The 21,659-nt window shown below is 65.0% G+C and carries 20 protein-coding genes and 1 pseudogene; 15 read left to right on the top strand and 6 right to left on the bottom strand.

The window, feature by feature from the left end; genetic code table 11:
* Positions 1–158: 158 nt before the first annotated feature.
* Positions 159–647, top strand: a complete 489-nt coding sequence (locus tag HAP47_RS39905) for a Fur family transcriptional regulator (RefSeq protein ID WP_092090572.1) — start codon at positions 159–161, stop codon at positions 645–647.
* 119 nt (positions 648–766) lie between these two features.
* A complete protein-coding gene (locus tag HAP47_RS39900) occupies positions 767–1,723 on the top strand; it encodes a DMT family transporter (protein WP_173640068.1) in 957 nt (318 codons plus the stop codon).
* 122 nt (positions 1,724–1,845) lie between these two features.
* Here the strand turns inward: HAP47_RS39900 and HAP47_RS39895 are convergent, their stop codons facing one another.
* Positions 1,846–2,721, bottom strand: coding sequence for a sulfurtransferase (locus HAP47_RS39895; RefSeq protein ID WP_173640069.1), 876 nt, complete (start codon positions 2,719–2,721; stop codon positions 1,846–1,848).
* 318 nt (positions 2,722–3,039) lie between these two features.
* Here HAP47_RS39895 and ispG point away from each other — a divergent pair, with 318 nt between their 5' ends.
* From ispG to HAP47_RS39865, 6 genes are all read left to right on the top strand, one after another.
* On the top strand, positions 3,040–4,329 hold the full coding sequence (gene ispG / locus HAP47_RS39890) for a flavodoxin-dependent (E)-4-hydroxy-3-methylbut-2-enyl-diphosphate synthase (protein ID WP_173640070.1): 1,290 nt from the start codon (positions 3,040–3,042) through the stop codon (positions 4,327–4,329).
* Between the two features lie 261 nt (positions 4,330–4,590).
* Entirely contained in the window at positions 4,591–5,484 is an 894-nt protein-coding gene (locus HAP47_RS39885) for a TauD/TfdA dioxygenase family protein (RefSeq protein ID WP_173640071.1), read from the top strand.
* Between the two features lie 609 nt (positions 5,485–6,093).
* Positions 6,094–7,140 carry a TAXI family TRAP transporter solute-binding subunit gene (locus HAP47_RS39880; RefSeq protein ID WP_173640072.1) on the top strand — a complete coding sequence of 349 codons (1,047 nt, stop codon included), beginning with the start codon at positions 6,094–6,096 and terminating at the stop codon, positions 7,138–7,140.
* Positions 7,137–7,763, top strand: a complete 627-nt coding sequence (locus HAP47_RS39875) for a hypothetical protein (RefSeq protein ID WP_176396249.1) — start codon at positions 7,137–7,139, stop codon at positions 7,761–7,763. Before HAP47_RS39880 ends, HAP47_RS39875 begins: the two co-directional genes overlap by 4 nt.
* 40 nt (positions 7,764–7,803) lie before the next feature.
* Positions 7,804–8,403, top strand: coding sequence for a DsrE family protein (locus HAP47_RS39870; RefSeq protein ID WP_173640073.1), 600 nt, complete (start codon positions 7,804–7,806; stop codon positions 8,401–8,403).
* A gap of 182 nt (positions 8,404–8,585) precedes the next feature.
* Positions 8,586–9,926, top strand: coding sequence for a Rieske 2Fe-2S domain-containing protein (locus HAP47_RS39865; protein WP_173640074.1), 1,341 nt, complete (start codon positions 8,586–8,588; stop codon positions 9,924–9,926).
* 186 nt (positions 9,927–10,112) lie between these two features.
* Here the strand turns inward: HAP47_RS39865 and HAP47_RS39860 are convergent, their stop codons facing one another.
* Entirely contained in the window at positions 10,113–11,720 is a 1,608-nt protein-coding gene (locus tag HAP47_RS39860) for a Na+/H+ antiporter (RefSeq protein ID WP_173640075.1), read from the bottom strand.
* A gap of 107 nt (positions 11,721–11,827) precedes the next feature.
* Positions 11,828–12,202 carry a nuclear transport factor 2 family protein gene (locus HAP47_RS39855; RefSeq protein WP_173640076.1) on the bottom strand — a complete coding sequence of 125 codons (375 nt, stop codon included), beginning with the start codon at positions 12,200–12,202 and terminating at the stop codon, positions 11,828–11,830.
* A gap of 99 nt (positions 12,203–12,301) precedes the next feature.
* Here HAP47_RS39855 and HAP47_RS39850 point away from each other — a divergent pair, with 99 nt between their 5' ends.
* The gene (locus HAP47_RS39850) at positions 12,302–12,748 is read left to right on the top strand and encodes a GFA family protein (RefSeq protein WP_173640077.1); all 447 of its coding nucleotides are present in this window, start codon (positions 12,302–12,304) and stop codon (positions 12,746–12,748) included.
* A 337-nt stretch (positions 12,749–13,085) separates the two neighbouring features.
* A pseudogene (locus HAP47_RS39845) lies at positions 13,086–14,971 on the top strand (caspase family protein).
* Positions 14,972–15,185: 214 nt separating this feature from the next.
* Here the strand turns inward: HAP47_RS39845 and HAP47_RS39840 are convergent.
* Together HAP47_RS39840 and HAP47_RS39835 are read right to left on the bottom strand one after the other, a co-directional pair.
* Positions 15,186–15,866: a DUF1345 domain-containing protein gene (locus tag HAP47_RS39840; protein ID WP_173640078.1), complete on the bottom strand. Its 681-nt coding sequence runs from the start codon at positions 15,864–15,866 to the stop codon at positions 15,186–15,188.
* A gap of 18 nt (positions 15,867–15,884) precedes the next feature.
* Positions 15,885–16,805 carry a polyprenyl synthetase family protein gene (locus HAP47_RS39835; RefSeq protein ID WP_173640079.1) on the bottom strand — a complete coding sequence of 307 codons (921 nt, stop codon included), beginning with the start codon at positions 16,803–16,805 and terminating at the stop codon, positions 15,885–15,887.
* A gap of 200 nt (positions 16,806–17,005) precedes the next feature.
* On the opposite strand from HAP47_RS39835, the gene mtgA reads away from it, so the two are divergent.
* The 4 genes from mtgA to HAP47_RS39815 all read left to right on the top strand — a co-directional run bounded on the left by mtgA (position 17,006) and on the right by HAP47_RS39815 (position 19,358).
* Positions 17,006–17,677 (top strand): monofunctional biosynthetic peptidoglycan transglycosylase, encoded by a 672-nt coding sequence (gene mtgA, locus HAP47_RS39830; protein ID WP_173640080.1) that lies wholly within the window; start codon positions 17,006–17,008, stop codon positions 17,675–17,677.
* 157 nt (positions 17,678–17,834) lie between these two features.
* Entirely contained in the window at positions 17,835–18,020 is a 186-nt protein-coding gene (gene rpmF / locus HAP47_RS39825; RefSeq protein WP_021077536.1) for a 50S ribosomal protein L32, read from the top strand.
* Between the two features lie 227 nt (positions 18,021–18,247).
* On the top strand, positions 18,248–18,868 hold the full coding sequence (locus HAP47_RS39820) for a hypothetical protein (RefSeq protein WP_173640081.1): 621 nt from the start codon (positions 18,248–18,250) through the stop codon (positions 18,866–18,868).
* Between the two features lie 19 nt (positions 18,869–18,887).
* Positions 18,888–19,358 (top strand): YybH family protein, encoded by a 471-nt coding sequence (locus tag HAP47_RS39815; RefSeq protein ID WP_173640082.1) that lies wholly within the window; start codon positions 18,888–18,890, stop codon positions 19,356–19,358.
* A gap of 22 nt (positions 19,359–19,380) precedes the next feature.
* Here the strand turns inward: HAP47_RS39815 and HAP47_RS39810 are convergent, their stop codons facing one another.
* Positions 19,381–19,665 (bottom strand): hypothetical protein, encoded by a 285-nt coding sequence (locus HAP47_RS39810; protein ID WP_173640083.1) that lies wholly within the window; start codon positions 19,663–19,665, stop codon positions 19,381–19,383.
* Between the two features lie 219 nt (positions 19,666–19,884).
* Between HAP47_RS39810 and HAP47_RS39805 the strand changes: the two genes are divergently transcribed.
* Positions 19,885–21,576, top strand: coding sequence for a putative bifunctional diguanylate cyclase/phosphodiesterase (locus HAP47_RS39805; RefSeq protein WP_173640084.1), 1,692 nt, complete (start codon positions 19,885–19,887; stop codon positions 21,574–21,576).
* The last annotated feature ends 83 nt before the right edge of the window (positions 21,577–21,659 follow it).

Genomic DNA, 21,659 nt, shown 5'->3' with positions numbered 1-21,659 from the left:
TGCCTCCATAAGCTTGCAATATAATAAGCTTGCTTATGAATTCTGCATGCCGGGTTAACGGGGGGCTGCCCCGCATGGCGCACATGGCTGCAAGGCGGTGAGGGACTGGCTTGGGGCGGGCTATGGGAACCGGCGCAAAAATGCTACATATCCACGCAATGAACCTGGCCAAGCCGACATTTCCTGCCCCCGACCACGATCACGGCCGCTGCGCCGCGGACGCGATGGCGCATGCCGAACAGGTGTGCGCGCGCCGCGGCCAGAAATTCACCCCGATCCGGCGTCAGGTGCTCCAGGCGCTGCTGTCGAGCCATCGGCCGCTCGGCGCTTATGAGGTGATCGACGAGCTGGCCAAGACGATGCCGCGCCCGGCACCGATTACCGTCTATCGCGCGCTCGACTTCCTGATGGAGAACGGCCTCGTTCACCGCATCGAAAGCCGCAACGCCTTCCTCGCCTGCGCGCACGATCATGACGAGACCTCGATGGTGGCGTTCCTGATCTGCGATCATTGCGGCTCGGTCGGCGAAATCCCCGCCGCCCCGGTTGCGCAAAGCCTGACCGCCGCGGCGCGGGCCTCGGGCTTCATCCCGAAACTCTCCGTGGTCGAGATCGCCGGCACCTGCGCGCATTGCCAGAAGACGTGATGCGCGGATGCGATTGAGCCGAGCAATCACCGCGAACACTTTGCGCCCCCTCTCCCGCTTGCGGGGGAGGTGAGGCCCACAAACAACAACACGGCACTCAAGCCGGCCCGCGAGGAAACATGTCGACCCAAGCGATCTCCGCCAGCGTCACGAGGCCCGTCAGCGTCGGCCACGGGCTGCCGCCCGGCGCCATCGCATTGATGCTGATGCTGTGCGTGAGCTGGGGCTTCAACCAGCTCGCGGTGAAGCTCGCGCTGCCCGATGTGCCGCCGATGTTGCAGGCGCTGATCCGTTCCTCCGGCGCGCTGCCGGTCATGCTGATCGTCGGCCGGCTGCGCGGGGTCAAATTCTTCGAGCGCGACGGCACGCTGCTGCCGGGCGTGATCGCCGGGCTGATGTTCGGCTGCGAGTTCGTGCTGATCTTCACCGGGCTCGTCTTCACCTCGGCCTCGCGCGCCTCGGTCTTCCTCTACACCGCACCGTTCTTCGTCGCGCTCGGCTCGCATCAGTTCCTCGGCGAGCGTCTCTCGACCGTGCAGTGGAGCGGGCTGGCGCTGAGCTTTGCCGGCGTCGCGCTCGCGATCGGCGTGCCGCAGCCGAATGTCGATGCCAAGGTGCTGCTCGGCGACCTCATGGTGGTCGGCGGCGGCGCGCTGTGGGCGGCGACCACGCTGGTCGCCAAGGGCACAAACCTGCGCAAGGCCGCGCCGGAAAAGGCGCTCGGCTACCAGGTCGCGATCTCGATTCCGATCCTCGGGTTCGCAGCCTGGATCGCCGGCGAGCGCATCGAGCACGTGCCGAGCGCGCTGTCGATCTCGCTGCTCGCCTATCAGGCGGTCTGGGTGGTGGGCTGCACTTTTGTCATTTGGTTTGCGATGGTGAAGACCTATTCGGCGAGCAAGCTCTCGGCCTTCACCTTCGTCACGCCGCTGTTCGGCGTGGTCGCGGCCTATTTCGTCATGCACGACACGTTGACCCCGGTGTTCGGCGTCGCCGCGCTGCTGGTGATCGCCGGCCTCTATCTGGTCAACAAGCCCGACCCGAAGGTGACGCCGGATCCGAACGTGCCGGCGTGAGGGTTTGAGATCGCGGATGACTGACTCGCCAACGGCGCAACAAACTCACTGTCGTCCCGGCCTAGTGCGCAATTGCGCACTAGGCAGGGACGACCCGTGGAGAGAGTCCCGCTTCTTTTTCACTAACCCCTCTCGATCGGCAAGGACTCATCCTTCGCCCATTCGCCCATCGAGCCGTCATAGAGCGTGAGATTGTCGTAGCCGAGCCGATGCAGCTGGAACAGGTCGATGGTCGCGGAGATGCCGCCGCCGCAATAGGCGACCACGCGCTTGTCCTTGCTGATGCCCTGCGCGGCGAAGGTTGCCTCCGCCTCCGCAAGCGGCACGAACGTCTTGCCCTTGGGGTCGATCAGGGTTGCCGCCGGCACGCTGACGCTGCCGGGGATGCGGCCCGGCCTGCCGTAACGGCTCGGCTCCAGTCCCTTGTAGAATTGCGGGCCGAGCGCATTGACGATCACGGTATCGCGCTCCGTGGTCGCGGCGAGCACGTCATGCTTGCCGACGAACATGCCGTCCTTCGGCCGCGCCGAGAACGTGGCCTGCGGATAGCCGCCGGCAAGCCCGGTCTCGATGTCGCGTCCCTCGGCGGTCCATTTGTCGATGCCGCCGTCGAGCACCGCGGCGCCGTCAAAGCCGAGCGAATGCAGCATCCACCAGAACCGCGTCGCCCACATCGCCGTCCCGATCGAATAGAGCACCACGCGGCTGCTGGCCGAGATCCCATGCCGGCCGAACGCAGCCTCGAGCTGGGCCCTCGGCGGCATCATGAAGCGCAGCTCCGTGCGGGGGTCGGAGAACTCGGCCTGCAAATCGAGGAAATTCGCGCCCGGGATGTGGCCGGCCTCGAACGTCTGGCGGCCCGAGACGACGATATAGGGAACGCCGCTGCCGGCCGGGGCCGGCTCCAGATAGGTCGTGCAGTCGAACAGGCGGAGGTCCGGCCGGGTCAGGATGTCGGCAAGTTCCGCCGTGGTGATCAGCTCGCTGTGGCCGGCCATGTCACGCCCTCCCGGTGTGTGTTTAACGGGATGCTAGAGCATGATCCGAAAAAGTGGGTACCGGTTTTTCGGAAAGATCATGCTCAAACCGGGAGGAGTCAGCCAGGTCACATGAAAAGCTGTCACTTTGCCCTTTGATTCACCCCAATTCGGCCCAATATAGTTGTCCATGCAGGACGCCGCTGCATGGCTTGCCTTTGGTCTCAATCGGCGCCATAAGCTGTTGAATTCACTCCGAAACATCACCGTTTGGCCCGCCGCGCGCGAGGCCCATCGTCCTCTTGGTGAATGTCACCGAAACCTGATATTCGAGACGCCATGAACAAGCCCGAGATTTTGCCGCAAGATGACGTCGCCGGTCCCGCGCTGCGGCACCAAACCACGCAGGTCATGGTCGGCAACGTCGCCGTCGGCGGCGGCGCGCCGATCGTCGTGCAGTCGATGACCAACACCGACACCGCCGACATCGAGGGCACCATCGCCCAGGTCGCCGCGCTCTCCCGCGCCGGCTCCGAGATGGTGCGCATCACCGTCGACCGCGAGGAAGCCGCCGCCGCCGTGCCGCACATCCGTGACGGCCTGCGCAAGCGCGGCATCACGACGCCCCTGATCGGCGACTTCCACTATATCGGGCACAAGCTGCTCGCCGAATATCCGGCCTGCGCCGAGGCGCTCGACAAGTACCGCATCAATCCCGGCAATGTCGGCTTCAAGAACAAGCGCGACACCCAGTTCGCCGACATCATCGAAATCGCCAACAAGAACGACAAGCCGGTGCGCATCGGCGCCAATTGGGGCTCGCTCGACCAGGAGCTGCTCACCAAGCTGATGGACGAGAACACGGCATCGGCCAATCCGCGCGATGCCCGCGCGGTGACCCGCGAGGCGATGGTGCAGTCGGCACTGCTGTCGGCGGCCCGCGCCCAAGAGCTCGGCATGCCCAAGAACAGGATCATCCTGTCGGCGAAGGTCTCGGCCGTGCAGGATCTGATCGCGGTCTATCAGGAAGTCGTGCGCCGCTCGGACTATGCGATCCATCTCGGCCTCACCGAGGCCGGCATGGGCTCGAAGGGCATCGTGGCGTCCTCGGCCGCGCTCGGCATTCTCCTGCAGCAGGGTATCGGCGACACCATCCGCATCTCGCTGACCCCGGAGCCCGGCGGCGACCGCACGCTGGAAGTGCAGGTCGCGCAGGAATTGCTGCAGACCATGGGCTTCCGCACCTTCGTGCCGCTGGTTGCGGCCTGCCCGGGTTGCGGCCGCACCACCTCGACCACGTTCCAGGAGCTGGCGCGCTCGATCCAGGATTTCATCCGCGACGAGATGCCGGCCTGGAAGACCAAATATCCGGGCGTCGAAGAGCTCAACGTCGCTGTGATGGGCTGCATCGTCAACGGCCCCGGCGAATCCAAGCACGCCAATATCGGCATCTCGCTGCCCGGCACGGGCGAGGCGCCGGCCGCGCCGGTGTTCGTCGACGGCAAGAAGTTCCGCACCCTGCGCGGTCCGGGCATCGCCGCCGACTTCAAGGCGCTGGTGATCGACTATATCGACCAGCGTTACGGCAGCGGCGCCAAGGTGCCGGAGCCGGCGGGCGCCGCGGAGTAGGTTCACTCCGCGCGCGATCCACACGCAAATGTCGTCCCTGCCTAGTGCGCAATTGCGCACGGGAGCAGGGACCCGTAACCACAGACGGTGGTTATGGCGCGAGATGCGGGTTGCGAGCCTTCGCAAAACCCGATCCTGTGGTTATGGCTCCCCGATCTGCGCTGCGCTTGTCCGGGACGACAGATATGTTAGCGGTGCGGATTGCGCTTCCATCGATGCGCGGTACCATGCTCCCAATCAAGAACCATTGGGAGAACGCCCATGAGCTCGCTGTCCGGCAAGCAGGGTCCGCGCTACCGCCACCTCGCCGACCAATCCGAGCCCTATGAGACCATCGGCGTCGAGAAGCTGACGCCGATCATTGGCGCGGAAATCTCCGGCGTCGATATTGCGAAGCTGGTTGGCGACGATGTGCGCTCCAACCGGCAGATGGACGAGATCCATCGCGCGCTCGCCGAAAACCTCGTCATCTTCTTCCGCGATCAGCACATCAGCCCGCAACAGCACCTCGCCTTCGGCCGCAAGTTCGGCGAGCTGCACGTGCACCCGGCCGCGCCCAACGAGGGCGATCCGGCGCTGATGAAGATCTATGCCGACAAGGATTCACCGCGCGCCAACGGCGAAGGCTGGCACACCGACGTGTCCTGCGATCTCGAGCCGCCGATGGGCTCGATCCTCTACATCAAGCAGTGCCCGCCGCGCGGCGGCGACACGCTGTTCGCCAACATGTACGCGGCCTATGAGGCGCTGTCGGACCGCATGAGGGCCTATCTCGACGGGCTGACCGCGCTGCATGACGGTGAGCAGACCTATCGTGGCCTGTACGCCAATTATGGCGTCGCCGACAAACGGGAATATCCCCGCGCCGAGCATCCGGTGGTGCGCACCCACCCGGTGACCGGCAAGAAATCCCTCTACGTCAATCGCGGCTTCACCCGCTTCATTGTCGGCATCCCGCGCGACGAGAGCGATGCCATGCTGGCCTATCTCTACCAGCATGCGGAGAACCCGCTGTTCCAGTGCCGCTTCCGCTGGACCGAGAACGCGATCGCGTTCTGGGATAATCGCTGCGCCCAGCACCGCGCGATGTGGGACTACTGGCCGCACACCCGCTCCGGCACCCGCGTGACGGTGAAGGGCGAGCGGCCGGTGTGAGCACAGCGCTGGCGTTGCGCCGTCGCGCCGGCTGCGGCTGAGCTCGATGCTTCCGTCTGCCCAAAGCTGTGCGGTTAACAGGGGTAATCCTTGCGGGTCATAGTATCCGCGAGCCGGTGAGCCCTATGATGCCGCATCAGAATGGGCGATATCACCATGCTGCAGGTGATACTGGACGCGCGCAGACATGAGAGCATCGTCATTCGCGTCGACGTGAACTCAGCTTGTGAACGTGCCGGCTCGTGCGTCAGATCGGATCGAGCGCCATTTGCTCCGAGGATGATGCGCCGGGCGGCCCCGCTATGGTTCGCAGCAACTCTCGCGGTCATGTGTCTTTCGGATGTGCCGGGGTCTGGCGGTGTGTCTCGCGCGCGCAGTCCAATGGCAGCGCCGGAAATTCCCTGCAACTGGCACAAGCAAAGACGAGCGCTGCGGTTAGCGCTGCTCCCAGGCAGCGCATGGAACGCGCGGCGATGCGACCAAGGCCCGCGATCTCTACGCGAAGGCTGAGGCCGAGTGGAATCAAGGAGGCGAAGGCGCGTTCGAGGCGCTGCGTTCCCAGAGCTAGGACGAACGCGCTGACGGGATGTCGTGCAAAGGAGCTGGTCGATGAAGATTTCTACCGGATTGCGTCCGCTGCTTCTGCTTGCAGCCCTGGTGTCGTTGCTATCAGCGCCGCAGCCGCCCGCGGCGGATGCGCGGCCGCAACAAGGTCAGCCCCACAATGCTCGCCCGATCCGAGCCGAACCGCCCCAACCCAGGCCTGAGGCTCTGGCCATGAATGCCTGGACCGTGGGCCTCGCCGGGGGCCTTCTCGAAGGCGCGCCGATCCGCCTGGCCGCGGAGATGGCCCGCGTGGTCGATGACGGCGACAATCTGCACGTTCTGCCGGTGGTGACGCGAGGGCCCGTGGAGAATCTGAACTCGCTGCTGTATCTGCGCGGCATCGACGCGGCGATCATCAATTCCGACGCGCTGGAGGAATACAAGAGCCAGGTACCGGACATCCAGCGACGGATCACCTACATCCTGAACTTGTTTCCATCCGAGTTGCATATCTTCGTGCGACCGGAGATTAAGAGTCTGGCCGACCTCGCCGGCAAGAAGGTGAACTTCAACAGCCAGGGTACCGCCGCGGCCTATTCAGGTCCACTGATCTTCAGTCGCCTCGGCATCGAGGTCGAGAAGACGTTCATTCCGCACCAGATCGCACTCGAGCAGATGCGAAAAGGCGAAGTCGCGGCCGTCGTCTTCATTACATCGAAGCCGGTCGATGCCTTTGTGAAAGGCCGATTTGAATCGGGCTTCAAGTTCCTGCCCGTGCCATATGACAGCAAGTTCGAAGACTACTATCTGCCGGCGGCTCTCGATGCGGCCGATTACCCAAATCTGATCAAGCAGGGTGATCGCGTGGCCACGATCGCCGTACCGACCGCTCTTGTCGCCTTCAATTGGCCGGCCAACACCAACCGGTTTGAGCGCGTTGCACGTTTCGTCGATCATCTGTTCTCGCGTGTCGACAAGCTGCAGGGAGCCGGCTTCGACCCGAAGTGGAAATCGATCAACCTCGTAGCGACCGTGCCCGGTCTCGCGCGCTTTCCTGCGGCGCAGGCGTGGCTCGATCGTCAGTCGGCGACGGCACGGGCATCGCAATGACCAGGCTCGCCGCTCCGCTTCTTGCGGCAATCGCCGTCGTCAACGGCGTTGCCCTTGCGCAGGGGGTGGAAGATCCCATCGCACAGCTTCGGGCCTGTTCGCAGCTGCAACGTGAAGCGCGCCTGGAGTGCCTCGACAAGCTGTCGCGCGCCACTGCGCCGGCCCGCCGTGAGGAGGCGTCGAAGGCGGATCATTGGACGATCAGCGAGACGACGTCTCCGGTCGATTATTCACCGATCGCCACTGCGACGACGTCCGATTCGGTCGATTCGTCCATGAAGCTGTCGATCCGGTGTCGCGGCGGGCGGACCGAATTGTCCTTCGTGGGGCCCGCGATCTCCGGCCGGGGCGACGGCTATGTGATCTCCTATCGCATCAACGACGGTCAGCCTGTGCAGGTTGCTGCCGCCGTGCCGGCGGCTGGTTCCGGCGTCGCCGTCGCGGGCGATGCCGTTCGCTTGTTGCAATCGCTTCCCGATAGCGCGGTCCTTGCTGTCCACCTCTCACCCGGTGTCGGGGCTGCCCATGATGCAACATTCTCGCTCGCGGGGCTGGACGCGATACGAGCGAGGATGGCTACGACCTGCAAATGGCCGCTCGCTGTCGCAAGGCCCAGCAATTGAGGAACTGTGTTCGCTGATTTTTTCCAGATGGAGATGTTTGATGCTCAATTTTCAATCTGTTGCGAAGTTTATTGCGATGGGTGCCATCGCTGTGCTGGCTTCCACGTCGTTGGCAGAGGCTGAGCACGGTGGAAAATACTGGGTGCCGGGCGCGCAGTCCGCGACTGATCCGGCGAGCGACGCTCGGAAACCGCGAATGTCACGAGCCTCCGCTGAAATGCGCAAGCGCGCCGCATATGCGCGCATGCATGATCCGGTGGCGCCGAAAGGGAAGGAGCATCACCTGATCCTGCAGGTGAACAGCAATGACCCTGCCGCCATGAATCTCACGCTCAACAACGCAACGAACGTGGCCGAGTATTACAAGGGCCTTGGCGAAAAGGTGAAGATCGAGGTGGTCACGTTCGGCCCGGGCCTGCACATGCTCCGCGAGGATACGTCGCCGGTGAAGGCTCGCATCGAGGAAATGGCCCTCAGTTCACCCGAGGTGTCGTTCAAGGCCTGCGGCAACACCCAGGAGAAGATGCAGAAGGCCGAGAACAAGTCGATCCCGATCATCAAGCAGGCGGAAGTCGTGAAGTCCGGCGTCGTGCGCGTGATGGAACTGCAGGAGAAGGGATGGGCCTACGTGAAGCCTTGAGCCGGAGGGCCGGCTCGCCTCAAACCCCTTTGTGCGGCCGGTGGACCGGCCCGCGCAGAGGATGGGTGTAGATCGCTGAGCTTGCGGGGCAGGGCTGCCGGCCGCGCGGCCAATCGCATTGACGCCGCGCATCGGCTACGCCAAGCTCCGGGAAAATCAAAAACAACTCCCGGGAAAACGCCATGCTCCGCGCCGAAGACAACAAATTCCTCACCGAATCCGGTGCCGGAACGGGAATGGGCGAATTGCTGCGCCGGTTCTGGATTCCGGTGCTGCTGTCGGAAGAACTGCCGGAGCCGGACGGTGACCCGAAGAAGATCGTTGTCATGGGCGAGGAACTGCTCGCCTTCCGCGACTCGAGGGGGGTGGTCGGCGTCATCGATCAGTACTGCCCGCATCGCGGCGCCAATCTCTGGCTCGGCCGCAACGAGGAATGCGGCATCCGCTGCGTCTATCACGGCTGGAAGTTCGACACCGATGGCCGCTGCGTCGACATGCCGACCTCCTATCCGGATCTCAATGCCAAGGACCTGATCCGCATCAAGTCCTATCCGGTGCGCGAATGGGGCGATATGATCTGGGCCTATATGGGCCCCGCCGAGGCGATGCCCGAATTGCCGGCGCTGGAGATGGCGCTGCTGCCGGCCTCGCATCGCTTCGTCACCAAGAAGTGGCAGGACTGCAACTGGGTGCAGGCGGTGGAAGGCTCGATCGATACCGCGCATTTCACCTTCGCGCATCTCTCCTTCGAGAAGGAGGAGAACGAAATCCTCGACATCAAGAAGCATTTCGTCAACCCGCTGACGCGGGTCGCGACCGACCACATGCGCTGGATCGCCGAGGACCCGCGGCCGGTGATCAAGATCAATCCGCACGAGGCCGGCCTCACGGTCGCGGGCGGTCGGCTCACCGGCAGCGACAACATCTACTGGCGCATCGCCCAGTTCCTGATGCCGTTCCACAGCTATGCGCCGAGCTCGATGCCCGGCGAGAACATGTTCGGCCAGACTTTCGTGCCCGTGACCGACACCAATTGCTGGATCTACACCTATGCTTGGAATCCGCACCGGCCGCTGACCGATGCCGAACGCGACGGCTATGCCAATGGCAATGGCGTGATGGCGGTGGTCGACGAGAACTACGTGCCGCTGCGCAACAAGGCAAACGACTATCTGATCGACCGACAACTGCAGCGAACCAAGAGCTACACCGGGATCAAGGGCGTCTCCGAGCAGGACGCCGCGGTGCAGGACAGCCAGGGCCCGATCGCCGACCGCACCCGCGAGCATCTCGGGCCGACCGATCTCGGCATCATGCACTTCCGCAAGCTGGTGATGGAGGCGGCCCGCGCCCTGCAAAAGGGCGAGGCGCCGCCGCACGCGGCGCACCAGGATCGCTACACCGTGCGCTCCGGTGCCTGCGTCACCAGCAAGACCAAGGACCTCACCGCCGTGATGATCGAACGGTTCGGCGATCCCGCGGGCTTCGTCGGCGGTCCCGGGCAGAACGCCGCTGCGGAGTAGACTCCGCCGTCGTCCCTGCGAAGGCAGGGACCCAGAACCACCGCCGCAAATTGTCGAAGCAGGCTGAGGCCATAGCCTTCGCCAAACGAGCGGCGGTGATTATGGGTCCGGGTCGCGCTTCCGCCTTCGCTCGTTGAGCTACGGCAGACAAGTCGCTTGCCAGGGACGACGTGGGGAGGGATATCGCTACAACGGAATCCTGCGATACTCCCGGTTGGAGAGGCTGGCCTCCTCCAGGTCGAGATCGCGTTCGATTCGCCGCCTGGTCTCGTCGGTGATCTTGCCGTCGCGCAGCAGCATGTGGATGAACTTGCGCTCGGAGGCGATCAGCTCCCGCGTCAGCGCGGTGCCGGCGGCGGAGACGTCGTGCTTGTCGGGATCGAGCGTATCAGGCAGCTGGTTGACGCGGATTTCGTGGCGCGAGCGCAGCAGCTTGATGACCTCGTCGGAGAGCTCGCGATCGTCGGTGATGGCGTCGAGCGATTTCAGCGCGGCATTCAGCGCCTCGCGCCGCGCCTCGATTTCCTGCTCGTGCTCGGCAATATGCTCGCTGCGCCCGTCCTTGGCGAGGCCGAGCACGCGCACCACCGGCGGCAATCCGAGGCCGAGTCCGACCAGGGTCACGAAGATCACGCCGAAGGCGACGAACAGGATCAGGTCGCGATACGGGAAGGCCTCGCCACCAGGTAATGTCAGCGGCAGCGCAAGCGCGGCGGCGAGCGAGACCGCGCCGCGCACGCCGGTGAAGGCGACCACGAACACCGCCCGCCATGACGGCAGCGGATCGCGCTCGCGCATGCGCCGGCTGATCCAGCGCGGCAGATAGGTGCCGGGGAACACCCAGAGGAAGCGCGCGACGATCACGATGACGGCGACCAGCGCGGTGGCGGTCAGGATGTCGTGCAGCGGAAACGCCTTCGACTTCTCGTACAGCGAGCGCATCTGGAAGCCGGTCAGAAGGAACAGCAGGCCCTCGATCAGATAGATGATCAAATCCCAGAAGAAGATGCCCTGCAGGCGCGTCGCAGCCGAGATCAGCAGCGGTCCGTTCCAGCTCATATAGAGGCCGCAGGCGACGGTTGCGATCACGCCGCTGCCGCCGAAATGCTCGGGGATCCAGTAGGCGAGATAGGGCGTGATCAGCGACAGCGTGATCTCGACCTGCGGATCGCGGGCGCGGCGCCGGGCGCGCAGGCTGAGCCAGCCCACCGCCGTGCCGAACGCGATCTCGCCGGCAACGATGACGAGGAACGTGCCGGTCGCCTTCGGCAGCGAGAATAGCCCGGTGGTGATGGCGGCCAGCGCGAAGCGGTAGAGGATCAGCGCGGTCGCGTCATTGGCGAGCCCTTCGCCCTCGAGCACCACCAGGATCCGGCGGGGCATGCCGAGCTTGCGCGCGATCGCGAGCGGCGCGACCACGTCCGGCGGCGCGACGATCGCCCCGAGCAGGAAGCCGATGCTCCAGGGCAGCCCGATCAGATAGTGGGTTGCGGCCGCGACCATGAAGGCGGTGAAGATCACGCAGCCGACCGAGAGCAGGATGATCGGGCGCAGATTGGCCTTGAACTCGCGCCAGCTCATCGCGACGCTCGCCGAATAGATCAGCGGCGGCAGCACCACCAGAAGCACGAGCTCGGGCGGCAGTTCCAGCGACGGCATGCCCGGCACGAAGGCGAGCACGATGCCGACCAGCAGGAGCAGGATCGCCGGCGCGATATCGGTCCGCCGTGCAACCAGGGCGGTTCCCGCCAGCACGCCGAGCAGGGTGAGAAAGATCTGAAACTTGGCTTCCATAACGGGCTCAATTCGCCCGGAAACCAGCGGCAGTCAATGCAGTCCGGCCGCAGCCGGACCGTTGAGGCGTGTCATAAAGCCGGCGCAGGGACGCGGTGGGCCGCCGGTCAGTCCCGCACGTCGTAACGGTACGACTTCGAGACGATCTGCCAGCCGTCGGCGAGCTTCATTGCGACAAGGTAGTCGGTGAAATAGCGCGGCGGCAGCTGGCAACGCACCTTGATGAAGGCGGTGTTGTCGTCGGAACGGTCGATGGTGACGATGAAGTCCTCGCGCGGCTTGCCCTCGGCCTTCGCCGACGGCCGCTTGCGCACCAAAGCGAGCCAGTCCGGCACGCTGAGGACCTTCAACTCGCCCTTGTCCACCCAGCGCAGGTCGGCACTGGGATGAAAGGCCGTCGCGAGCTTGTCGGCATTGCTCTCGTAGAGGCCGTCGAAATAGGTTTGCACGACGCTTTCGACGCTAGATCGTTCTTGGCTCATTGGGTGGTCCTCCCGGCAGGATTTGATCTGCTAGAACTTAGCCATGAACCGCCGGATTGCGCTACGCCCGGCGGCAAAATTCCGCGTGAGGAGTGAGTTGTGACCGCATCTGCAAATTCGAACGCAAGCTCGAGCGAAACTATCCTGACCGGCGAATGCTTCTGCCGCGACGTGCGCTACGAGGTGGCCGACGCGTTTGGCTATGCGCTGAATTGTCACTGCTCGAACTGCCGGCGCGCCACGGGATCGGCGTTCAAGCCGTTCGCGGGAATCGTTCGCGAAAAATTCACCGTCACCAGCGGCGCCGAGAGTCTTTTGATCTACGGCGACGAGTTCACCCACGACGCGCATTGCGGCCGTTGCGGGTCGCTGCTCTATTCGCGCGTTCGTAACGGCACCTATGTCCATGTCACGATGGGTACGCTGCGCGATGCGCCGACGATCCGGCCGACCGCGCATATCTTCGTCGGCTCCAAGGCGCCCTGGTACGAGATACGGGACGACCTGCCGCAATATCAGGAGCACGTCACGCAAGGCGGGGAATAAATCCGCGCCAAGGCAATGCTTGTCAGTTCTTGTCCGGGGCCTGGTCTGCTTGCGCGGCAACGGGCGAGGAGGGCTCGTGCCATGCTGCGGACCTTGCCGGCCCTGGCGGCTGGAACCGCCACGCTTGTGCCCTGCATCATGTCCTCCGTGGCTCTGTTCTTGTTGCCGCGGTCGTGAATCGCGCGACCCGGCCAAATCCGAACCGCCGGTCAGTTTCGTCGACTAACAGTCAGGATGGCATGGTTCACGCCGTCGCGGATCGTGAGGCGCCTCACAAAGCACCCCGCCTGCTTCTGGTAAACGGACCTGCATGCTAGAAAACGGCCAGAGTGTCGCCATGAACGGGTCTGGGTTCTTGAGCTTGAATCGGTTGCTGCTCGCCGTCGCGGCCTTGCTGCTGATCGCCTGCCAGCCCGCCTTCGCCGAGAAGCGCGTGGCGCTGGTGCTTGGCAACTCGGCCTATCGGAACACGGCGCCGCTGGCCAACCCGGTCAACGACGCCTCGGTGATGGCCGCGACGTTGAAGAATGCCGGCTTCGACGTGGTCGACTTCCGCAAGGACCTCCCGGCCGTCGAGACCCGCCGCGCGCTGCGCGAATTCGCCGACCTCGCCCGCGATGCCGATATCGCGCTGGTCTATTACGCCGGCCACGGCATCGAGGTCGACGGCGCCAACTACCTGATCCCGGTCGACGCCCGGCTGGAGCGCGATACCGACGTCTATGACGAGGCGCTTTCGCTCGACCGCATCCTGGTCGCGATCGAGCCGGCCCGGAAGCTGCGGCTGGTGATCCTCGATGCCTGCCGCGACAATCCGTTTGCCAAGACCATGAAGCGGACGCTGGCGACCCGGGCGATCGGGCAGGGGCTCGCCAAGGTCGAGCCGACCAGCCGAATGTGCTGATCGCCTATTCCGCGAAAGCCGGCTCGACCGCGGCCGACGGCGACGGCAAGAACAGTCCGTTCACGATCGCGCTGTCGAAGTTCCTGCCGACCCCCGGTCTCGATGTCCGCCGCGCCTTCGGTTATGTCCGCGACGAGGTGCTGAAGACCACGAACAACCGCCAGGAGCCGTTCGTCTACGGCTCGCTCGGTGGTGAGGACGTGCCGCTGGTGCCGGCACCGGCCAAGCCGGCGCCCGCCGCTGCCGCGCCGGTTGCGCCGGCGCCGCAGTCGGAGGCCCGTCGCGATTATGAGCTGGCGCTGCAGATCGGCAATAAGAGCGCGATGAACGCCTTCCTTGCCCAATATCCGAGCGGCTACTACGCCAACCTCGCCAGGTTGCAGCTGGAGAAGTTCACCGCCGAGGACGCGCGCGTGGCCGCCACCGAGAAGGCGCGTCTGGCCGAGCAGGAGCGCGCCCGGCTCGCCGCCGAGGGCGCGCAGAAGGCGCAGCAGGCCAAGGCGGAGGCCGACGCGAAGGCTGCCGAGGCGGCGCGTCTTGCCGCGGAACGGGCCAAGCAGGTCGCACAGGAACAGGCCGCGGCCGCCGAGCAAAAGCGCCAGGCCGATGCTGCGCTGTCCGATCGTGCCGCGACGAACAAGGCGGTGACCGATCAAGCGGCAGCGCAGGCTGCGGCCGCAGCGCCGGCTCCGCCGGCTGCTCCCGAGAAGACCACGACCGTGGCCGCATTGGCCACCGGGTCACCCGAGGTGGACGTGGTCAAATCGGTGCAGGACGAATTGCGCCGCGTCGGCTGCCTGACCGGCACCGTCGATGGCGACTGGAACGCAGCCTCGCAGCGCTCGCTGACATTGTTCAACCGCTATGCCGGCACCAAGCTCGACATCAAGACTGCGAGCGTCGACGCCCTCGATGCCGTCAAGCTGAAGCAGTCCCGGGTCTGCCCGCTGGTCTGCGAGCACGGCTACAAGGCTGACGGCGATCGCTGCAGCAGGATCGTGTGTGCCGACGGCTCGTTCCTCAACGACGACAATGAATGCGAGAAGCGGCGTGAGCGGAAGCCGGTCGCCAAGCGCGACAGCGACGAGCGTCCGTCGCGCCGTGACCGCGAACGCGCCTTCCGTCCGCAGCGCGAGCCACAGGTTCCGTCCGCAGAAATTCCGCGCCCGCGGGGCCGTGCAAGGGCGGAAGGCGGCGGCAGTGGTCAGATCATGTGCGATGCCTATCTGTGCCGTCCGGTCAGGCGCGGCTGCCATCTCGAGTATCGCGGCGGCGGCGGCCCCGGCGGCAACGTCGGCAATGTCGAGGTCTGCAACTAGAGCGTTTTCGAGCGAAGTGGACACCGGTTCGCGTGAACAAAACGCGTCAAAAGAAGGATCTAGAGCTTCGGTTCTGATTCAATCAGAACCGAAAATGCTCTAGCGTGCAGCAGCTGAAGCATGATTCGGAAAAGTGTGAAGCGGTTTTCCGAAAAGATCATGCTCAAACAGGAAGCTAAAGCGCGATGACGAATCAACCTGATCTCATCGCGCTTTAGATCGCGCTCGCTGCGATATTCACCATCAGGGCCAGCAGCGCGGTGTTGAACACGAACGAGATGATGCCGTGCACGGTCGCGGTGCGGCGGATGATCTTGGCTGTGATGCCGACGTCGGAGACCTGCGCGGTCATGCCGATCACGAACGAGAAATAGACGAAATCCCAATAATCGGCGTCGGTATGCGCATCGCCGCTCGGAAACTGCAATCCGCCGGGCGTTTTGCCGCGGTAGAACTCATGGGCGTAGTGCAGCGCGAACGCGGTGTGGACCGCCGTCCATGACAGCGTGATGGTGAGGATTGCCACCGCCAGTCCGGCCGGGTTGCCCTTGGATGCGCCGAGTTCGAATACGATGGCGAGGAGGCTCGCCAGCGCGCCGAACGCGGTCAGCAGCAGGATCAGGAAACGGCCATCGTCCTGCAATATGGCGCTGCGCTTGATATGGGCGACCCCACAGCGCAGCATCATCACATAGGCGAGCACGAGATAGAGCGCGGCGAAGGCGTCCCAGCCGGTGAGCATGCGGGTGACGAGGCGCATCGATCCCGGCATCAGCAGCGCGACGGCGATGCCGACCGCGACCGAAACGAAGGTGCGCGGCCGGCCCACCACCACGCGGACCGGCATCGGCAGCTTGCGGAAGCGAACAAGGCGATCGTCGAACTCCTTGCTCATTTCGCGCTTTGCTTTCAGCTAGTTCTTGCGCTCGGCGACGAAGCGGGCGGCCGCGCGCAGCACGTCGCCCCGGTTGCCGAACACCGACAGCGCGGCGTCGGCGCGCGCCAGCAGGTCGCTCACGCGCTGCTTGGCGCCGTCGATGCCGAGTTGGGTGACGAATGTGGTCTTGCCGAGCGCGGCGTCGGCGCCGGCCGGCTTGCCGAGTGCGGCGGCGTCGCCCTCGACGTCGAGCAGATCGTCGGCGATCTGGAAGGCTTCGCCGAGCGCTTTGCCGTAATCGTCCAGCGCCTGGTATTCCTTCTGCGAGGACTGGCCGAGGATCGCGCCGGCGATGCAGCCGAAGCGGAGCAATGCGCCGGTCTTCATCTGCTGCAGGCGCGCGACGTCGACCGGCTCGCGGTCGCCGAAGCGGCCTTCGCCGGCGAGGTCGAGGATCTGGCCGCCGGCCATGCCGCCGACGCCGGCGGCGCGCGCCAGCGCGCGGGTCAAGAGCAGGCGCACCTGGGCGTCCTTGTGGATCGCATCGCGGGTGATGATGTCGAAGGCAATCGTCAGCAGCGCGTCGCCGGCGAGGATCGCGGTGGCGTCGTCATAGGCCTTGTGCAGGGTCGGACGGCCGCGGCGCAGATCGGAATTGTCCATCGCGGGCAGATCGTCGTGGATCAGCGAGTAGCAGTGGATGCATTCAAGCGCTGCGCCCACCAGCAGGGCGGATTCGCGCGGGATGCCGAACACCGCGGCGCTCTCGACCGCGAGGAACGGCCGCAGCCGCTTGCCGCCGCCGAGGCTCGAATAGCGCATCGCCTCGATCAGCCGCTTCGGGCGCACGATCTCGTCGCTCTCGGTCGTATCGGACAGCAGTTTGGCGAGCAGGGCTTCGGTATCCTCCGCGGTCTGGTCCAGCCGCTTGGAAAACTCTGCAGTACCGGTCGTCATCAAGAATTGCTCCAGATCGATTTTCGGCCGGACAATCGTTGATGGCATCGGCTTCGTCAATTCCCGGCCTGCGACGGATTGCGCCTTAAAAGTGCTGGAAAAACCGTGAATTATCCGACAGACGTCTGACGGCACCGGCCGTGTTCTGGTGGGCGGGTCCGAAATCCTCCCTGGAAAGGTCCTCCCCGGAAACCCCAGCTTTGCGCATTGTCCGGATTTTATTGCTGCTTTTGCTGGCCCTGCTGTTGCTGCCCTATCTGGTGGCGCCGTCCTACCGCACCGGTCAGCCAGTTTCGGCGCTGATGGCGTGGCGGACCCTGCAAGGGGCCCCGGTCACACGGCATTGGATCGATTTCAGCGCGATGTCGCCCTATCTGCCGCGGTCCGTGGTCGGCTCGGAGGACGCCCATTTCTGCAAGCACCGGGGCGTCGATTGGGGGGCGCTGCGCGAGGTGATCGACGACGCCGGGGATGGTGAGGCGGCCCGGGGCGGCTCGACCATCACCCAGCAGGTGGCCAAGAACCTGTTCCTGTGGCCCGGCCGCAGCGTGATCCGCAAGGGACTGGAACTGCCGCTGGCGCTCTGGATCGATTTCGTGCTGCCGAAACAGCGGATTCTGGAAATCTACCTCAACATCGCGGAAATGGGGCCGTCCGGTCAGTTTGGCGCCGAGGCCGGTGCCCAATATGCCTTTGGCCGGTCGGCGGCAGAGCTATCACCCCGGGAGGCGGCGCTTTTGGCGGCGATCCTGCCGAATCCGGTCAAAAGGAGTGCCCGGAACCCGGGTCCGGGGGTCCGCAGGCTGTCCGGTACCTATATGGCCCGGGCCAATTCGGTGACGCGCTGCTGGCGCGAAAATCGCGGCTCTTGAGCGCGATTTCGGGCGGATTTTGCTGTCTCCGGGCCTAGATTTACGCGGTCCCTTCCTCTATAAGCGCGGCCTTACCGGCATCGCAGCTTGCGCTTCGAAGCGCTGAGCCCGTCCGCATTTCGGACGATGTCTCCGCAACACCCTAGAGGACACCGTCATGGCCGTTCCCAGAAGAAAAACCTCGCCGTCGCGCCGTGGCATGCGCCGTTCGGCCGATGCGATCAAGACCCCGACCTATGTCGAGGACAAGGACTCCGGCGAACTGCGCCGTCCGCACCACCTCGACCTGAAGACCGGCATGTACAAGGGCCGCCAGGTCCTGAAGGCCAAGAAAGAGTCCTGATCGGACCTTCGGCTTTCGCGCCGCTGGCGGGAGCATGATCCGGAAAAGTGCGTAGCGGTTTTCCCTCACGACAAACGCCAAAGGCGTTTGCGCGGAGATCATCCTCCAATCAAGACGGCGCTGCGCCTGAATTCGGCCAACGAGTGCGGCCAAGACGGGCGCGTCGGCGGCGAGGCCAATGAGCATCGCCGCATTGCTGGTTCTCCCTGAATAAGGCGCAAGCCCCGATGGTCGGTTTTCCGCTGCTGCTCGTTCCGCTCGCGGTCTACAACATCATCGCCTTCCTGATGCCCGGCGTGTCCTTCACGGACCCGCTGATCAGGCTGACATTGCTGTCGGGCGAGCAGTGGCAGATCACGCTCAGTGACATGCTGCTTGCCGCCGGCGTGCTATTGTTGCTGCTCGAGGTCATCAAAGGCGCGCGCCCCGGCGCGAAGTATCTCACCGACCATCTGCTGTCGCTGATCGTGTTCGGCGCGGCGGCCGCCGAATTCGTGCTTTGGCCGAAATTCGGCAACTCGACCTATTGCCTGCTCACGCTGCTGGCGCTGGTCGATTTCATTTCCGGAATTGCGCTGCGCACCCGCCGCCGCGCGGTGGTCGCGCCGGCAGCACCGGTGCCGGTCAGCAAGCCGCAGCCCGCAGCGGTCGAGACGCCACGACCCGCGCCTGCGGTGGGGCCCGCGCCGCCGGCACCTGTCGTCACACCGGCGCCCGCCGCGCCGGTCCCGCCAGCGACGTCGGTTGCGGAGTCCGTGCTGCTGGATCAGTCCGCGCCCAAGCCCACGGTCAATTCGCCGGATTTGCAGCCGGGCGGCCAGCCACCGTCGGACACGCCGCAGCGCTAGACCCCTTTCGAGGACGATCATGAGCGGAGAAACGGCCCTTCCGATCGCCGATTCGACGACCACTCAATCGATCTTCGACTGGCTCGAACGGTTCGCCGCCTGCGTCAGGGCGGTCGACTATGCTGCCGCCCGTCCGTTCTGGCATTCGGACATCATCTCGTTCGGCACCTATCAGGAGCTGATCCACGGCCGCGCGCGCTGGACCGAGATGCAATGGGACAATGTCTGGCCCCGCACCGCGGATTTCGCCTTCGATCTTGCGCATACGGAAGTGCTGATCAGCGCCGACGGCGGCATGGCGACGGTGATCACGCCATGGACGAGCACCGGCTTCCATGCGGACGGCAACCGCTTCGACCGGCCGGGGCGGGCGACGATCATTCTCGCGCGTCAGCCGGACGGGCGCTGGCTCGGCATCCATTCCCACATGTCGCTGCGCCGCGGCGTGCCGCAGGACAGCCACGGCAACCGGGCCGTCAAGGCGCATTGATCGCAGTGCAGCGTTTGACCTTCTAGATGATTTGCCTGGTCCGCCGCGCGACGCTGCGGCGTTCGTCGACATGCGGGCCGTAGGCGCTCTGCGCGTCGGCCAATGACCCGCGCCGTTGTGCGCGCGTCTGCGGCTCGTGGGCGGCGGTGGCGATCAGATGGGCCACAAACGACGGATCGGCATGTACCAGCGGGATCTTGGGTGCCCAATGGGTGGTCGCGGCCAGCGGCACCAGAGCCGTGCCGGTCGCCCCGGCAGTGTCTGTGAACTCGCCGTCCAGGACTTCTGATTGATCGATGTTGCGCATCGCCAGCGACCCGTTGGAGCGTCATAGTTTGGGACGTTGCGTCCCTCTGCAATACCCTCATGGCAAGGGTCATGCCCGCCATCCCCAGTTCGTTCCGCAGCACTCGAAAACGTGGTTTCCAGATTATTTATCAAGTTCTCCTAGCGTTCGATTCGCCGGAACCACTATCCTGAGGGTGTGTAGAATCACCGGGTGCCGTCCCAAATCGAGACATGTTCGATGCCCCCTGTCCCGCCAGCTGCCAGCATCCTCGCCTCGCTCGGCCAAGCGACATTCGCCTGGGACCTGGCGAGCGACGCGATTGCCTGGAGCGACAATGTGGCGACGGTCTTCCCGGACATTCCGGGCGCTGCGCTTGCGAGCGGCGGCGAGCTTGCAAAGCTGCTTGAGCCGATGCGCTCGGTTCGATCCGATGCGCTCGGCCAGACCGGAACGGTGCGGGGCGGCGAGGGTGTTCCCTACCGGATCGAATACGGCGTGCGGGCCGTCACCTCGGCGCCGGTGATCTGGATCGAGGAGACCGGCTGCTGGTTTGCGGGCGCCGACGGCAGGCCGGCGCGCGTGCAGGGCGTCGTTCGCATCAACAATGAGCGGCACGCCCGCGACGAGCAGCTCTTGAAGCTGTCGCGGCACGATCCGCTGACCAACGAGCTCAACCGCACCCATCTGATCGCCTCGCTCGCCGAGACCATCGAGGAGTGCGCGCGCTTCCGCACCTCCTGCGCCTTCATGCTGATCGGCATCGATCATCTGGCGCGGGTCAACGATGCCTTCGGTTTCGATGTTGCGGACGCCGTCATCGCCGAGGTGGCGAAACGGATTCGCGCCCGGTTGCGCAGCGGCGATATGCTCGGCCGCTTCTCCGGCAACAAGTTCGGCCTAATCCTGCGCAATTGCACCGTCGACGACACCAACGTGGCGGCCGAGCGCTTCCTCGCCGCGGTGCGCGACGAGGTGGTGCCGACCAGGTCCGGCCCGGTGTCGGTAACGGTCTCGATCGGCGCCGTCACCATCCCGCGTCATGCGAAGTCGGCGGAGGAGGCGGTCAATCGCGCCCAGGAGACGCTGGACGCCGCCAAGAGCCGCCGCGCCGGATCGTTCGCGCTGTGGAAGCCGAATGTCGAGCGCGACGCCCAGCGTCGCGTCAACATCCGCGTCACCGACGAGATCGTCACCGCGCTGAACGAGCGCCGCATCCTGATCGGCTTCGAGCCGGTGGTCGATGCGCGCTCACGGCAGCCCTTGTTCTACGAGTGCCTGGTCCGCATGGAGCAGGAAGACGGCCGCGCGCTGCTCGCGCCCGATATCGTACCGGTCGCCGAGCGGCTTGGCCTGATCCGGATGGTCGATCATCGCGTGCTGGAACTCGCCATCGCCGAGCTCGCCTCAGCCCCTGGCGTCCAGCTCAGCCTCAACATCTCGCCGGACACCACGATGGATCCGGACTGGTGGGCAACCATCGAATCGCTGATGCACGCGCATCCCGGCGTCGGCGAGCGGCTGATCGTCGAGATCACCGAGACGGTCGCGATCCAGGATATCGACGACGTCCGCGGCTTCGTCACGCGGCTGAAGAATTTCGGCAGCCGGATCGCGATCGACGATTTCGGCGCCGGCTACACCTCGTTCCGCAATTTGCGCAAGCTCGGCGTCGATATTGTCAAAATCGACGGCGCGTTCGTGCAGAACATCGTGCGTTCGGCCGACGACCGCGCCTTCGTGCAAACGCTGATCGATCTCGCGCGCCGCCTTCAAATCAAGACCGTCGCCGAATGGGTGCAGGACGAAGAAGCCGCCGTGATGCTGCGCGATTGGGGCTGCGATTTCATCCAGGGCCGCCTGATCGGCCTCGCCTCACCGGACCGGCCGTGGAACGCGCTGGCGGAGAAGGCCGTGCCAGCCGCCGGCTGAGCGGCCACGCAGCGCGCCACGGCTTTGGTCATACCTCGCAAGCAGGTCACGGGATTGACCGTGGGCCCTTCACTTCATATCCG

The organism is Bradyrhizobium sp. 41S5 (assembly GCF_011516665.3).
GTDB lineage: Bacteria > Pseudomonadota > Alphaproteobacteria > Rhizobiales > Xanthobacteraceae > Bradyrhizobium > Bradyrhizobium quebecense.
The sequence above is the reverse complement of the archived record's forward strand: the minus strand, read 5'-3'. Positions and strand labels throughout refer to the sequence as shown.

Coding starts and splice junctions, on each gene's coding strand:
- HAP47_RS39905 (WP_092090572.1), top strand. CDS start 159: ATGAACCTGGCCAAGCCGACATTTCCTGCCCCCGACCACGATCACGGC.
- HAP47_RS39900 (WP_173640068.1), top strand. CDS start 767: ATGTCGACCCAAGCGATCTCCGCCAGCGTCACGAGGCCCGTCAGCGTC.
- HAP47_RS39895 (WP_173640069.1), bottom strand. CDS start 2,721: ATGGCCGGCCACAGCGAGCTGATCACCACGGCGGAACTTGCCGACATC.
- ispG (WP_173640070.1), top strand. CDS start 3,040: ATGAACAAGCCCGAGATTTTGCCGCAAGATGACGTCGCCGGTCCCGCG.
- HAP47_RS39885 (WP_173640071.1), top strand. CDS start 4,591: ATGAGCTCGCTGTCCGGCAAGCAGGGTCCGCGCTACCGCCACCTCGCC.
- HAP47_RS39880 (WP_173640072.1), top strand. CDS start 6,094: ATGAAGATTTCTACCGGATTGCGTCCGCTGCTTCTGCTTGCAGCCCTG.
- HAP47_RS39875 (WP_176396249.1), top strand. CDS start 7,137: ATGACCAGGCTCGCCGCTCCGCTTCTTGCGGCAATCGCCGTCGTCAAC.
- HAP47_RS39870 (WP_173640073.1), top strand. CDS start 7,804: ATGCTCAATTTTCAATCTGTTGCGAAGTTTATTGCGATGGGTGCCATC.
- HAP47_RS39865 (WP_173640074.1), top strand. CDS start 8,586: ATGCTCCGCGCCGAAGACAACAAATTCCTCACCGAATCCGGTGCCGGA.
- HAP47_RS39860 (WP_173640075.1), bottom strand. CDS start 11,720: ATGGAAGCCAAGTTTCAGATCTTTCTCACCCTGCTCGGCGTGCTGGCG.
- HAP47_RS39855 (WP_173640076.1), bottom strand. CDS start 12,202: ATGAGCCAAGAACGATCTAGCGTCGAAAGCGTCGTGCAAACCTATTTC.
- HAP47_RS39840 (WP_173640078.1), bottom strand. CDS start 15,866: ATGAGCAAGGAGTTCGACGATCGCCTTGTTCGCTTCCGCAAGCTGCCG.
- HAP47_RS39835 (WP_173640079.1), bottom strand. CDS start 16,805: ATGACGACCGGTACTGCAGAGTTTTCCAAGCGGCTGGACCAGACCGCG.
- rpmF (WP_021077536.1), top strand. CDS start 17,835: ATGGCCGTTCCCAGAAGAAAAACCTCGCCGTCGCGCCGTGGCATGCGC.
- HAP47_RS39820 (WP_173640081.1), top strand. CDS start 18,248: ATGGTCGGTTTTCCGCTGCTGCTCGTTCCGCTCGCGGTCTACAACATC.
- HAP47_RS39815 (WP_173640082.1), top strand. CDS start 18,888: ATGAGCGGAGAAACGGCCCTTCCGATCGCCGATTCGACGACCACTCAA.
- HAP47_RS39810 (WP_173640083.1), bottom strand. CDS start 19,665: ATGCGCAACATCGATCAATCAGAAGTCCTGGACGGCGAGTTCACAGAC.
- HAP47_RS39805 (WP_173640084.1), top strand. CDS start 19,885: ATGCCCCCTGTCCCGCCAGCTGCCAGCATCCTCGCCTCGCTCGGCCAA.